A 13,110-nucleotide genomic window follows, 5' to 3' on the forward strand; every position below is an offset into this window, starting at 1 on the left:
GGCTTACAGGCCGTGCGGGAGGCCGCTGGTGACGAGCTCGTCATCGATGAGATCGTCCCGCCCACCCGGCCAGCGGTTCTCGGCGCCGTCCGGGCGCGGCGGGATGACCTTCTCGCGCTTGGCGAAGCGCAGCTGCGAGGCGGGGTCCCAGAGCTTGATCTCCAGGCCGGCGGCCTCGGCCTCGTCGCGCGTGTCCAGGTAGGACTCCACGACGTCGGGGGTCTCGCCCTCGAGCCAGCCCGAGCGGTTGTCCGGGCGCGGCGAGGCGCCGTTGTCCTCGTGGCGGGCGATGTTCAGGCCCAGGTCGGTGAACATCTTGCGGTCCTGCTCCGGGGTGTTCCCCAGGGTGGTGAGGAAGTTGCCCATCATCACGCCGTTCAGGCCGGCCTTGACCGCGAGCGGCTGCAGGTCACCGATGTTCTCCACGCGGCCGCCGCAGAGGCGGAAGAGCGCCTCGGGAAGGATGAGGCGGAAGATCGCGATCCACTTGACCGCCTCCCACGGGTCGAGGTAGTCGCGGTCGCCGAACTTCGTGCCCGGCCGCGGGTTCAGGAGGTTGATCGGCACCGACGTGGGGTTGATCGACGCGAGCTCGAAGGCCATCTCCACGCGCTGCTCGTCGGACTCGCCGAGGTTCAGGATCCCGCCGACGCACGTCTCGAGGCCCGCCTCGCGGACCGCGTCGATCGTGCGCAGCCGGCCCTCGTAGCGGACGGTGGTGGAGACCTCGGGGTAGTAGGACTCCGCCGTCTCCACGTTGTGGTGGACCCGCTGGATCCCGGCCTCCTTCAGCTGCTTGGCGCGGTCGACGGACATGTGCCCGACCGACGCGCAGCGCTTGAGGTTCGTGTGCTCGGCCACGAGCTTGGCGCCGTCGAGGATCTTCTGGAAGTCGCGCTTGGTCAGCCCCTGGCCCTGGGTGACCATGCAGAAGCGGTGCGCGCCCGCCGCCTCGGCCGCCTTGGCGTGCTCGAGGATCTGCTCGGGCTCCATCATCGCGTGCATCGGCGTCTCGGACTCCGCAAAGCGCGACTGCGCGCAGAACCCGCAGTCCTGGGCGCACCCGCCGGACTTCGCGTTCACGAGCGAGCACAGATCCGTCGAGTCCCCGAACGTCGCCACCCGGGCGTCCCACGCCCGCTCCACGAGCTTCTCGATGTCGGCGTGGTCGGTCAGGGCGCCCAGCGCTAGGGCCTCATCACGGGAGATCAACGGCGGCATGGCGTTCAGATTAGGCGTGAACGCGGATGACGCGTCGTGCGACCGCCCGCTCGGGGGGTGCCCGGCACGGCCATCGTGGACGCGACAGGTTGTCGTGGATCACCGGAAGTGGGGATGGTGGGTCGTCGGACAGGGATCTAGAGTCCGCTCCCCGAGCCGTGCTGCAGCCGACCGACAACCCGCGACGGATCACCGTCGTGCTCTGCGATGACGTACCCGCGCTGCGGGGGCTGCTGCGTGCCGTGCTCGAGGAGCAGCCCGGGATCGAGGTCGTCGGCGAGGCCGGCGACGGCGGCGAGGTCGTCGCCGTCGTGGAGCGCCTCCGGCCCGACGTCGTCCTGCTCGACCTCGCGATGCCCCACGTGGACGGACTGCAGGCGACGCCGCTCATCCTCGACGCCTCGCCGGGCACGCGCGTCGTCGGCCTCTCCGGCTTCGCCCGCGACGAGGTCGCCCAGCAGCTGCTCGAGGCCGGGGCCGTCGCCTACCTCGAGAAGGGCGTCGACCTCGAGATCATCGTCTCGACGGTCGTCGAGGCCGCCGCTCGGGCGGGCGGCGAGCTCGCCGCCTGACGCCCCTCCTCACCAGTCCGCGACGAGCGGCACGTGGTCGGAGGGCTTCGTGCCCTTGCGGTAGTCGCGCTCGATGTGGACGGACGTCAGCGCGCCCGCGATCCCCGCGCTCGCGAGGATGAGGTCGATCCGCAGCCCGAGCCCCTTGTGGAAGTGGCCGGCGCGGTAGTCCCACCAGGTGAACTGCTGCTCGGGCTCGGGGTGGACGGCGCGGTAGGCGTCGCTCAGGCCCCCGGCGCGGGCGACCTCGGCCAGCGCACGGCGCTCGGCCTCCGTCACGTGCGTCGCCCCCGCGAACGCCGCCGGGTCGTACACGTCGGCGTCGGTCGGGCAGACGTTCATGTCGCCGGCGATGACGACCTCGGCACCCGTGTCCCGCAGCGCGGCCGCCCGTGCCGCCATCGCCTCGAGGAAGCGCAGCTTCTCGTCGAACACCGGCGAGCCGACCTCCTGGCCGTTGACGACGTAGACGCTCGCGACCCGGACGCCGGCGACCGTCGCCTCGATCCAGCGGGCCTGGTCGGCCTGCACCTCGCCGTCGAGCCCCGCGCGCGCGTCGGCGACTCCGAGCTCCGCCCGCGCGAGGACCGCCACGCCGGCCCAGCGACCGCCGGAGTGATGGGCCGCCTCGTAGCCGGCGGCGCGGAGCTCGTCGACCGGGAACGCCTCCGGCGCGCACTTCGTCTCCTGCAGGCAGAGGACGTCCGGCTCGTGCTGCGCGAGGAACTCGAGGACGCGCGGCAGACGGGCCTTCAGGGAGTTGACGTTCCAGGTGACGAGGCGCACGCCCGCAGTCCTATCGCATCGATGGCTACGCTCGGCGCCATGACCCGTGCCGCCGACGTCGTCGCGTCCCTGCCCCTGCCGCCCGCGCTGAAGGAGCGCCTCCCGGCGGCGAAGCCGGTCGTCGCGGTGGTGAAGCTCCAGGGCATCATCACCGCCACGCCGCCCCCGCTGCGGGGCGGCGTCAGCCTCGCGACGACCGAGGACGCCCTCAAGCGCGCCTTCGCGATCGACGCGGCACGGCTGCAGGCGGTCGTGCTGCTCGTCAACTCCCCCGGCGGTTCGCCGACGCAGTCCGCTCTCGTCGCCGACCGCATCCGCGGGCTCGCCGCCGAGCACGACGTCCCCGTCATCGCCTGCTGCGAGGACCTCGCCGCCTCGGGCGGCTACTGGCTCGCCTGCGCCGCCGACGAGATCGTCGTCCACGCGACGTCGATCGTCGGATCGATCGGCGTCGTCACGCAGGGCTTCGGCCTCGACGGCCTCATCGAGCGGCTCGGGGTCGAGCGCCGCCTCTACACGGCCGGTGAGAGCAAGGCCCGCCTCGACCCGTTCCTCCCCGAGAAGGCCGACGACGTCGCGTGGCTGCGCGGGCTCCACGGCGAGCTGCACGAGCTCTTCATCGGGTGGGTGAAGGAGCGCCGCGGCGACCGGCTCACCGCCGGCGACACGAACCTCTTCGAGGGCGAGGTGTGGACCGGCGCCCGCGCCGTCGAGCTCGGGCTCGCCGACCGGCTCGGCACGCTGCGCAGCGTCGTCGCCGAGCGCTGGCCGGACGCGGAGATCACGACCGTCGACGCGCGCAAGCCGCTGCTCGCGCGGCTCGGCGTCGGGTCGGCCGCCCGGGGCGGCCGGGCCACGGACACCGTCCGTGCGCTGCTCGACGTCGCCGAGGAGCGCGCCGCCTGGGCGCGCTACGGCCGCTGAGCGGACCTCCACCCGGTCCGTGACCGGACCGATGTCCGTTCAGCCTGTGAGCACCTCCGGGAACGCCGTGCGCCACGTCGGATGCGCCGGCGTCCACCCGAACGTCCGCTTGAAGCGGGCGTTGCTGTTGCCGCGGAGCGTCGTCGCGAAGTGGACGACGTGCGGACCCACGAGCAGGCGCGGGATGATCGCGGGCACGCGCAGCGGCTTCCTGGCCCCGAGCGCCGCCGCCATCGCCGGCAGCCACTCGCGCATCGGCGCGGGCTCGTCGTCGCAGACGTTGTAGACGCCGGGCGCCCCGCCGTCGAGGGCGAGGACCGTCGCCGCCGCGGCGTCGTCGATGTGGACGAACGAGGAGATCCCGCCGCCGGCGCCGACGATCGGGAAACGCCGCGCGCGGATCTCCCCGGCGGTGCCTCCGTCGGTCGCGTACGCCGTCCCCGGGCCGTAGAAGAAGCCGTAGCGGAGGACGACGCCCTCGACGCCGTCGGTGTGCAGGACGCACTGCTCCATCGCGTGCGTCGCGGCGACGGCGGCCGCGAACGCCTTCGGCGCGTCGAGGTAGACGCGGGCGTCCTCGTCCTGCACCGGTGGCCCCTCGGGGGCGGTGAGGAACGAGATCGACTGGCAGACGACGCGGCGCACCCCCGCCGCCTGCGCGGCCGCCATGAGGTGCGGCGTCGCCTCGGCGCGCAGGCGATTCGTCGGGCGCAGCTGCTCCTCGTAGCGGCGCACGTCGAGGAGCGCCGGCAGGGCGGTGAGCTGGTGGACGAGGACGTCGGGCGCGGCCACGGCGACCGCGTCCCGCACCGACGCGGCGTCGAAGACGTCGCACACGTGCGGCTCGACACCCCGGCCGCGGACCTCGTCGGCGCGCGCGGCCGACCGGACGAGCGCGGCGACGTCGTGGCCCGCGTCCTGGAGCAGCGGCACGAGCGGGCGGCCGATGGCGCCGGTGGCACCGGCGACGAGCACCTTCATGAGGTCACCTCCGCAGGGGGCGTGGCCGAGACCCGCCAGAGCCTGAGCAGCGACGCGGCAAGCAGGCCGAGCGCGACCGCGTCGAAGACCCCGACCCACCCCGGGTGCGCGAGATCCGCGTCGGCGACGTGGTTGACGGTGTGGAGCGCCGCCTGCAGCCCGGCGAGCAGCAGGACCGCGGCGCGCGCGGGCGAGGGGCGGCGGGCGACGAGCAGGCAGACGACGCCGAGCGCGAGCGACCAGGTGGCGACGTCACGCGTGTAGTGGTCGTTGCGGGCCCCGAACGGGCCGAGCGCCGTGAAGAACGTGCCGGGGGAGACGAGCATCCACAACCCCTGCGCGAGCTGCTCGGAGCCGTAGGCGTACAGGCCGGCCGGGACGAGGCGCATGTCCTTCATCGGCGTACCGTAGACCTCCGAGTGGCACCCTGGGAAGATCCAATCCGATGGAGTTTCAGGGTGCCAATCCCGACGCCGGGCCCGAGCTCCTGCTGCGGCCACCCCAGCGCGGGCGCGGGCCGCTCGGCCCGCAGGTCGAGGGGGCGCTGCGCGACGCGATCCGGACGGGACGCCTCGCGCCGGGGGCCCGTGTCCCGCCCACGCGCACGCTCGCGCGGGACCTCGGGGTCTCCCGGCGCCTCGTCGTCGGCGCCTACGAGCAGCTCGTCGCGGAGGGCTGGCTCCAGGCGCACGTCGGCGTGGGGACGACGGTCCGCCGGGCCCTGCCGGAGCCCCCGGCCGCGCCGGCGCGCCGGACCCGCCTCCGCCCGCCGGCGGGCGGGCGACCCGGCGTGCGGGGCTCCGGCCCGCCCGCGCGCGCCGTCGTCCGCTACGACTTCTTCCCGGGCCATCCGGATCTCTCGGCCTTCCCGCGCGCGGCGTGGGGCCGGGCCACGCGCGAGGCACTCCGCGAGCTGCCGGACGCAGCCTTCGGGTACACCGACCCCCGCGGTCTGCCGGAGCTGCGCAGCGTCCTCGCCGAGCTGCTCCCCCGCACGCGCGGCGTCGTCTGCCGCCCCGGGCAGCTCGTCGTCTGCCAGGGCGTCATGCAGGCGCTCCACGTCCTCGTCGCCGCCCTGCGCGCCGAGGCGGGGGGCGGGCCCGTGCGCGTCGCGGTCGAGGACCCGTACCTCCCGGAGCACCGTCTCGTCCTCGACGCGGCGGGGGCCGAGCTCGTCCCGGTGCCGGTCGACGCGCTCGGCGTCCGCGACGAGGCGGTCGCCCATGCCGACGTCGCGGCCGCCCTGCTGACACCGGCGCACCAGAGCCCCACCGGCGTGACGCTCGCCGCCGGCCGCCGCACCGCGCTCACGCGCTGGGCGCAGGAGCACGGCCGGCTGCTCATCGAGGACGACTACGACGCCGAGTACCGCTACGACCGGGCGCCGGTGGGGGCGATGCAGGCGCTCGCGCCCGGCCACGTCGCGTATCTCGGGTCGGTGAGCAAGACGCTCGCGCCGGCGCTGCGGCTCGCGTGGATCGTCGTCCCCGAGGACCGCCTCGCGGTGGCCGTGCACGCGCGGCGCCTGCTCGACGGCGGCTCCCCGGTGCTCGAGCAGGCCGCGCTCGCCCGCTTCATGGCCTCCGGCGGGTACGACCGGCACGTCCGCGCCGCCCGCCGCCGCCAGCACGGCCGCCGCGGGGCGCTCATCGACGCCCTCGCCGAGTTCCTCCCCGGGGCTCGCGCGGAGGGCATCGCCGCCGGGCTGCACGTCGTCGTGCGGCTGCCCGCGCCGGTCGAGGCCGCGGCGCTCGACCGCGAGGCGCTCGCCCGGGACGTCCGCGTCTATCCGCTGTCCGGCTGGCGCGCCGACCCGCCGCCGCAGGCCTCGGCCGTGGTCATGGGCTACGGCGCGCTTGCGCCGCCCGCCATCCGCGAGGGCGTCCGCCGGCTCGCCGAGGCCGTCGACGCGCTCGGGTGACGGGCGCGGCACCGCACGTCGCCGGTCGGTCTCGGATCACTACCGTCCCGGGCGATGCCCGGCGAGCTGAAGGTCGACGAGCCGGCGGACGGGGTCCGCCGCCTCACCATCTCGAACCCGTCCAAGCGCAACGCGCTCGACCACCCCATCCTCGACGCGATCGCCGCCGCGGTGAACGCGGCGCCCGGGGACGGGGTCCGCGCACTCGTCCTCACCGGCGAGGACGGCATGTTCTCCTCGGGCTACGACATCGGGGACATCCCGGCGGACGTCTTCCCCCAGGAGGCCGAGAAGCTCGTCGCGCACCCGTTCACGAGCGCCCTCGACGCCCTCGACGCCTGCGACATCCCGGTGCTCGCGGTTCTGCCTGGTCACACGATCGGCGGCGGGCTCGAGCTCGCGCTGAGCTGCGACCTGCGGATCGCGGCCGACACGATCAAGCTCGGCATGCCGCCGGCGAAGCTCGGCCTCGTGTACTCGCACACCGGCCTGCGGCGCTTCATCGACGCGATCGGCGTCCCCCACACGCGTGAGCTCTTCCTCCTCGGTCGCTACATCGACACGGCGCAGGCCGAGGCGTGGGGGCTCGTGAACCGCGTCGTCCCCGCGGGCGACCTCGAAGCCGCCGGACTCGACTGGGCGGGCCAGCTCGCCGCGGCCGCCCCGCTCAGCCTGCGCGGCAACAAGCAGGTGATCCGCGCGCTCCTCGCCGCGGAGGGCGACGTCGCTCCGGACGTCGCCGCCGAGCTCATCGCGCTGCGCAAGGCGTGCTTCGTGAGCGACGACTTCCGCGAGGGCGTCGCCGCCTTCGCCGAGAAGCGCACCCCACGGTGGCAGGGCCGCTGAGGCGCTATTCGAGGATGACGAGGGCGTCGCCCTCGTTCACGGCCTGACCCTCGGCGCAGAGGATCTCCTTCACCGTGCCGGGCTCCTCGGCCTCGACCGGCATCTCCATCTTCATCGACTCGAGGATGACGACGGTGTCGCCCTCGCTGACGGTGTCGCCGACCTTCACCTCGACCTTCCAGACGGTCCCGGTGATGTGGGCCTCGACGTCGGACATCTGCGCGTTCTCCTTCTCGGGCTGACATGACGCGGACCCCGGGGGCTCGCGGCTGCGACCATATCCGCCCTCATGGACGCGAGCCCCGACGTCATCATCATCGTCACCGCCTACAACGAGGGCGACCGGCTGACCGCGACGGTCGCCGCCCTCCGCGACGCGTTCGCAGGGGCCCGCATCCTCGTCGCCGACGACCACTCGACGGACGACACGCCGCGCGTGGCCGCCGCGGCCGGCGTCGAGCTCGTCCGGGCGCCGAAGAACATCGGTAAGGGTGGCGTCGCGACCCTCGCCGCCCGGCAGGTCCTGCCCGCGGTGCTCGTCGACGACCCGCCGGTCGTCGTCCTCTGCGACGGCGATCTCGCCGCGACCGCGCACCAGCTGCCGGCGCTCGTCGAGGCGGTGCGCCGCGGCGACTGCGACCTCGCCGTCGCCTCGTTCGCGCGCAAGGTCGGGGGCGGCTTCGGGCTCGCCGTCGGGTACGCGCACGGCGCCATCAAGCGCCTCTGCGGCCTGGAGCTGCAGGCGCCGATCAGCGGTCAGCGGGCGATGCGCGGCGCCGTGCTGCCCGTCGTCGTGCCGTTCGCGCCCCGCTTCGGGATGGAGATCGGGATGACCGTCGACGCCGCCCGGGCGGGCTTCACCGTCGGTGAGGTCGCGCTCGACCTCACGCATCGCGCGACCGGCCGCACGGTGCGGGGGTTCCTCCACCGCGGCCGCCAGCTGAAGGACTTCGTGCTCGTCGAGCTCAGCCGGCGCTGAACGACGGACCTCCGACCTGCGGCTCGACCGCGGGGCGAAAACCGTGGCCCGACTTCCGACCGGGTGTCGATGGGGCCGCAGGCGTCGCGACCGTACCTTGGGGCCATGTCCGGCACGACAGCAAGACGAGGGGCTCGCACCGTCTCCTCCTGCGACACCGCGGCTCCTCGGTTCGTGCGGATCCGTCACCTGGGTGCCCTGACCCAGTGCCCCGGTGACATGGCGGTCCGGCCTCCGGCCGGGCGTGTTTCTCCCGCGTGTGACACCGCCATGCGGTGAGGTCGGCCGGAGCCGAGGGGATCTGCCGGCGGGGACGGGACAGCCCCGTCGGCAGACCGGCTCCGGCTGACCCCACCATCTGCCGAAGGCCCCGCTGACCCCAGGGCCTTCGGTCGTCCGACGCTCCTTCGACGCTCAGGCGACGCCCGCCGCCTCCGCCGTCACGACGCCGGCCGTGAGGTTCGGGGGGACCTCCTCGTAGCGGACGAACTCCATCGAGAAGTCGCCCTCGCCGGCGGTCATCGCGCGCAGGTCGGGGGCGTAGGTGAGCAGCTCGGCCATCGGCGCCTCGGCCTTGACGACGGTGCTGCCGCCGGCCGGGGCGACGCCGAGCGGGCGTCCGCGACGCGACGCGAGGTCGCCCATGACGTCACCGACCGCGTCGTCGGGCACGGTGAGCGTCAGGAGCATCACGGGCTCGAGCAGCACGGGGTCCGCGGCGGCGAGCGCCTCGCGCATCGCGAGGTGGGCGGCGGCCTTGAAGGCGAGCTCGGAGGAGTCGACGCGGTGGTAGCCGCCGTCGTGCAGCGTCACCTTCACCCCGACGACCGGGAAGCCCGCGACCGTCCCGTGCTCGAGCGCCTCCAGGCAGCCCTTCTCGACCGCGGGGATGAAGCTGCCGGGGATCGCGCCGCCGCGGATGGCGTCGACGAACGCGAACGGGGCGTCCGCGCACGGCTCGACCGTGATCTGGCAGTCACCGAACTGCCCGCGTCCGCCGGACTGCTTCTTGTGGCGGCCGTGGCCCTCGGCGGGGCGCCGGATCGTCTCCTGGTAGGGGACGCGCGGCGGCTTGAGGTCGACCTCGACGGCGAAGCGCGTCTTCAGCCGGTCGACGATCTGCTCGACGTGGAGCTGCGAGAGCCCGGCGACGATCTCCTCGCCGGTCTGCGGGTCGCGCCGCAGCTCGATCGTCGGGTCCTCCTCCTGCACGCGCCGCAGGGCCGTGAAGAGCTTGTCCTCGTCGCCCGCGTTGTGCGGCGTGACCGCGAAGGCCATGACCGGCGCCGGGAGGTCGAGCGGCGGCATCGCGATCGGCTCGTCGCGGGCGGCGAGCCAGTCGCCGGCGTGCGTGTCCTTGAGCTTGCCGATCGACCCGATGTCCCCGGGGCCGAGCGGCCCCTCCGGGAGCTGCCCGATCCGCTCCCGGTCGTGGGTGCGGGTGTTCATCACCTGCGTGTCGGGCGTCATCGTGCCCTGGTAGACGCGGAAGACGTTGATGCGGCCGGCGAAGCGGTCGGCCGTCGTCTTGAAGACGTAGGCGAAGAGCGGCTTGTCCGGGTCGGGGTCGAGCGTGATGCCGGGGAGGACGAGCGCGCCGTGCTTCGCCGGGGAGGGGAGGTCCTCGACGATCGCGTCGAGCAGCCGGACGGTGCCGAGGTTGCGCGTCGCGACGGTGCAGGCGACGGGGAACAGCCCGCCGTGGTTCGTCCCCTCCTTCAGCGCGGCGACGATCTCGTCGTGGGCGATCTCGTCGCCCTCGAGGTAGCGCTCCATGAGCGCCTCGGACACCTCGCTCACCTCGTCCATGAGCCGCTCGCGGTACTCCTGCGCGATGTCGGCCATGTCGTCGGGGATCGGGATCTCGCGCGTGTCCTCGCGGCCCTCCCCGGTCGTCTCGTAGGCCTTCATGTCGACGAGGTCGACGACGCCGCGGACGTCGCGCTCGCTGCCGATCGGGATCTCGACGGCGACGACGTGCGGGCCGAACGCCTCCTTCAGCGAGGCGAGCGACCGGTAGAAGTCGGCCCGCTCGCGGTCGAGCATGTTGACGCAGACCATCCGCGCGACGTCGAGCTCGGCGGCGCGGTCCCAGAGGCGCGCGGTCCCGGCCTGCACGCCGGCGACGGCATCGACGACGAAGACGGCCGCGTCGCACACGCGCAGCGAGCCGAGGGCGTCCGCGACGAAGCTCGGGTCCCCGGGCGTGTCGACGAGGTTGAGCTTGCGGCCCTTCCACGTCGTCGAGGTGAGCGACGCGCTGATCGACATCTGGTGCGCCTGCTCGTACGGGTCGCTGTCGGAGGCCGTCGTCCCCTGCGTCACCCGGCCCAGCCGGCTCACCGCGCCGGACTGGAAGAGCAGGGCCTCGTGCAGCGACGTCTTGCCGCTGCCACGGTGACCGACGAGGGCGACGTTGCGGAGTCTGTCCGCAGCTGTGGGCATCGAATGGCTCCTCTTACGTGTGGCGGTCCGCCGACCATACCCCGGCGGCGCGGCCGCGGGGAAGGGCATCGGTAGGCTCGCGCCGATGATCCTCGCCATCGATCAGGGGACCACCGGCTCGACGTGCCTGGTCTTCGACCACGACGGCACCCTCCAGGGGCGCGCGTACCGCGAGTTCACCCAGCACTTCCCGAAGCCGGGCTGGGTCGAGCACGACGCCGCGGAGATCTGGGAGGTGACGCAGGCGGTCGCGGGGGAGGCGCTCGACGACGCCGGCGTCGCGGCGGGCGAGCTCGCGGCGGTCGGCATCACGAACCAGCGCGAGACGGTCTGCGTGTGGGACCCGTCGACCGGTGAGCCGCTGCACCGCGCGCTCGTCTGGCAGGACCGTCGCACGGCCGGCCGCTGCGACGAGCTGCGGCGCCAGGGTCACGAGGCGATGGTCCGCACCCGCACCGGCCTCGTCCTGGACCCGTACTTCTCGGGGACGAAGATCGAGTGGCTGCTGCAGCACGTCGACGGCCTCGCGCAGCGCGCGGCCGAGGGGCGCGCGGTCTTCGGGACGATCGACAGCTGGCTCGTCTTCAAGCTCACCGGCGAGCACGTGACGGACCCGTCGAACGCGTCGCGCACGCTGCTGTACGACATCGACCGCGGGCAGTGGGACGACGACCTCTGCGCGCTGCTCGGCGTCCCGAAGGCGTCGCTGCCGGAGGTGCGTCCGTCGATCGGGACGTTCGGCACGACCCGCGCGGACGCGCTGCACGGGCACGAGGTCCCGGTCGCCGGGATCGCGGGGGACCAGCAGGCGGCGCTCTACGGTCAGGCGTGCCTGGATCCGGGCATGGGGAAGAACACGTACGGCACCGGCTCGTTCGTCCTGATGAACGCCGGGAGCGCGCCGCCGCCGGCGCCGCCCGGCCTGCTCGCGACGGTCGCGTGGGGGATCGGGCAGCGGACGGTCTACGCGCTGGAGGCGGCGATCTTCGCGACCGGCGCCGCGGTCCAGTGGCTGCGCGACGGGCTGCAGATCATCGAGCGCGCGTCCGACACCGAGGCGATGGCGCGGTCGCTCGACTCGAACGACGGCGTCTACCTCGTCCCCGCGCTCACCGGCCTCGGGTCCCCGCACTGGGACCCGTACGCCCGCGGCACGATCGTCGGCCTGACCCGTGGCAGCGGCCGGGCGCACCTCGCCCGCGCGACGCTCGAGGCGATCGCCTACCAAACGGTCGACGCCGTCCGCGCGATGGAGGCGGTCTCGGGGACGCCGCTGGTGACGCTGAAGGCGGACGGCGGCGCGACCGCGAACGGGTGGCTCATGCAGTTCCAGGCCGACGTCCTCGGCGTGCCCGTCGTCGTGCCCGAGGTGCCGGAGACGACGGCGCTCGGTGCGGCGCTGCTGGCCGGCGTCGGGGCGGGCGTCTTCTCCCAGCAGCACGTCGTGGACCACTGGCAGGAGCGCTCCCGCTATGAGCCGCGGATGGGCGAGGACGAGCGTGAGACGCTGCTCGCCGACTGGCAGCGCGCGGTCGCCCGCTCCCGCGGCTGGGTGCAGGCGTAGACACGCGGCCTGACAGGGTGTGCGGGCAGCGGGCGGCGTCGCGTCCACCGGCGTAGGATCCGCGGATGGCGCCGGACGAGAAGCTCGTGAAGATGAAGGACCAGGTCTACAAGGACACCCGGCCCCAGGAGTTCTTCGACCGCTACCACGCGCGGGCCCGGAACGAGAAGCCGAACTGGGTCTACGAGCTGGTCCGCATCGCGACCTCGCTGTACTCGTACACGCTGCTGCGCGCCCGCTCGATCGGCACGCACAACATCCCGCAGTCCGGCCCGATCATCATCGCGCCGAACCACTTCTCGTTCATGGACCACTTCCTCTGCGGGGCGTTCACGCGGCGCAAGCTCCGGTTCATGGCGAAGTCGCAGCTCTTCGCCCCGCCGATGGTGTGGATCTACTCGCCCGGCGGCGTCTTCCCGGTGCGCCGCGGCGTCCGCGACGAGGACGCGTTCATCACCGCGAAGAAGATCCTCGCCGACGGTGGCGCGGTCTGCATGTACTGCGAGGGCGGCCGCTCGCGCACCGGCCAGCTCGCGGACACCGCGAAGCCGGGCATCGGGCGGCTCGCGCTCGAGTCCGGTGCGACGATCGTGCCGGTCGCGATCCACGGCTCCGCGAAGGTCCGCAACTGGAAGCGGCTGCAGTTCCCGAAGATCACCGTGCAGTACGGCGAGCCGTTCCGCTACGAGCAGGTCGCCGGCGAGACCACGCGCCCGCAGCAGCAGGCCGTCGCCGACGAGATCTTCACGGCGATCAAGGAGCTGTACGGGCGCCTGGACGTCGAGGGCGCCGGCGCCGTCGCGCGGACCGTCCGCGAGGAGCGCCGCGCCCGCCGCCGCGTCCGCGGCGCCGCCCACGTCTGAGCCGTCGG

Annotated in this window: 13 protein-coding genes; 7 read left to right on the top strand and 6 right to left on the bottom strand. The window is 73.8% G+C overall.

The genetic code is table 11. The annotated features are described in order from the left end of the window. Positions 1–3: 3 nt before the first annotated feature. Positions 4–1,221 (bottom strand): biotin synthase BioB, encoded by a 1,218-nt coding sequence (gene bioB / locus NBH00_RS05530; RefSeq protein ID WP_254572350.1) that lies wholly within the window; start codon positions 1,219–1,221, stop codon positions 4–6. A gap of 158 nt (positions 1,222–1,379) precedes the next feature. On the opposite strand from bioB, the gene NBH00_RS05535 reads away from it, so the two are divergent. Beyond that, on the top strand, positions 1,380–1,793 hold the full coding sequence (locus NBH00_RS05535; RefSeq protein ID WP_254572351.1) for a response regulator: 414 nt from the start codon (positions 1,380–1,382) through the stop codon (positions 1,791–1,793). A gap of 9 nt (positions 1,794–1,802) precedes the next feature. Here NBH00_RS05535 and NBH00_RS05540 read toward each other — a convergent pair whose 3' ends face one another. After that, positions 1,803–2,579, bottom strand: a complete 777-nt coding sequence (locus tag NBH00_RS05540) for an exodeoxyribonuclease III (protein ID WP_254572352.1) — start codon at positions 2,577–2,579, stop codon at positions 1,803–1,805. Between the two features lie 39 nt (positions 2,580–2,618). Between NBH00_RS05540 and NBH00_RS05545 the strand changes: the two genes are divergently transcribed. Then, complete coding sequence (locus NBH00_RS05545; protein WP_254572353.1) at positions 2,619–3,503, top strand: S49 family peptidase; 885 nt, start codon at positions 2,619–2,621, stop codon at positions 3,501–3,503. Between the two features lie 39 nt (positions 3,504–3,542). On the opposite strand, the gene NBH00_RS05550 is transcribed toward NBH00_RS05545, so the two are convergent. Further along, positions 3,543–4,484 carry an NAD-dependent epimerase/dehydratase family protein gene (locus NBH00_RS05550; RefSeq protein WP_254572354.1) on the bottom strand — a complete coding sequence of 314 codons (942 nt, stop codon included), beginning with the start codon at positions 4,482–4,484 and terminating at the stop codon, positions 3,543–3,545. Beyond that, positions 4,481–4,882, bottom strand: a complete 402-nt coding sequence (locus tag NBH00_RS05555) for a hypothetical protein (protein ID WP_254572355.1) — start codon at positions 4,880–4,882, stop codon at positions 4,481–4,483. The genes NBH00_RS05550 and NBH00_RS05555 overlap by 4 nt, the downstream gene beginning before the upstream one ends. A gap of 47 nt (positions 4,883–4,929) precedes the next feature. On the opposite strand from NBH00_RS05555, the gene pdxR reads away from it, so the two are divergent. Continuing rightward, complete coding sequence (pdxR, locus tag NBH00_RS05560) at positions 4,930–6,405, top strand: MocR-like pyridoxine biosynthesis transcription factor PdxR (protein WP_254572356.1); 1,476 nt, start codon at positions 4,930–4,932, stop codon at positions 6,403–6,405. A gap of 54 nt (positions 6,406–6,459) precedes the next feature. Then, positions 6,460–7,251, top strand: coding sequence for an enoyl-CoA hydratase/isomerase family protein (locus NBH00_RS05565; protein WP_254572357.1), 792 nt, complete (start codon positions 6,460–6,462; stop codon positions 7,249–7,251). 4 nt (positions 7,252–7,255) lie between these two features. On the opposite strand, the gene NBH00_RS05570 is transcribed toward NBH00_RS05565, so the two are convergent. Then, positions 7,256–7,468 (bottom strand): acetyl-CoA carboxylase biotin carboxyl carrier protein subunit, encoded by a 213-nt coding sequence (locus NBH00_RS05570; RefSeq protein ID WP_254572358.1) that lies wholly within the window; start codon positions 7,466–7,468, stop codon positions 7,256–7,258. A gap of 72 nt (positions 7,469–7,540) precedes the next feature. Between NBH00_RS05570 and NBH00_RS05575 the strand changes: the two genes are divergently transcribed. After that, positions 7,541–8,230, top strand: a complete 690-nt coding sequence (locus tag NBH00_RS05575; RefSeq protein ID WP_254572359.1) for a glycosyltransferase — start codon at positions 7,541–7,543, stop codon at positions 8,228–8,230. A 414-nt stretch (positions 8,231–8,644) separates the two neighbouring features. Here NBH00_RS05575 and fusA read toward each other — a convergent pair whose 3' ends face one another. Continuing rightward, positions 8,645–10,675 (bottom strand): elongation factor G, encoded by a 2,031-nt coding sequence (gene fusA / locus NBH00_RS05580; protein WP_254572360.1) that lies wholly within the window; start codon positions 10,673–10,675, stop codon positions 8,645–8,647. An 85-nt stretch (positions 10,676–10,760) separates the two neighbouring features. Here fusA and glpK point away from each other — a divergent pair, with 85 nt between their 5' ends. Together glpK and NBH00_RS05590 are read left to right on the top strand one after the other, a co-directional pair. Then, a complete protein-coding gene (gene glpK, locus NBH00_RS05585; protein ID WP_254572361.1) occupies positions 10,761–12,239 on the top strand; it encodes a glycerol kinase GlpK in 1,479 nt (492 codons plus the stop codon). Positions 12,240–12,304: 65 nt separating this feature from the next. After that, positions 12,305–13,102, top strand: a complete 798-nt coding sequence (locus NBH00_RS05590) for a lysophospholipid acyltransferase family protein (protein WP_254572362.1) — start codon at positions 12,305–12,307, stop codon at positions 13,100–13,102. Positions 13,103–13,110 lie beyond the last annotated feature (8 nt).

Origin of the sequence: Paraconexibacter antarcticus (assembly GCF_024220175.1) — a bacterium.
Taxonomy (GTDB): domain Bacteria; phylum Actinomycetota; class Thermoleophilia; order Solirubrobacterales; family Solirubrobacteraceae; genus Paraconexibacter; species Paraconexibacter antarcticus.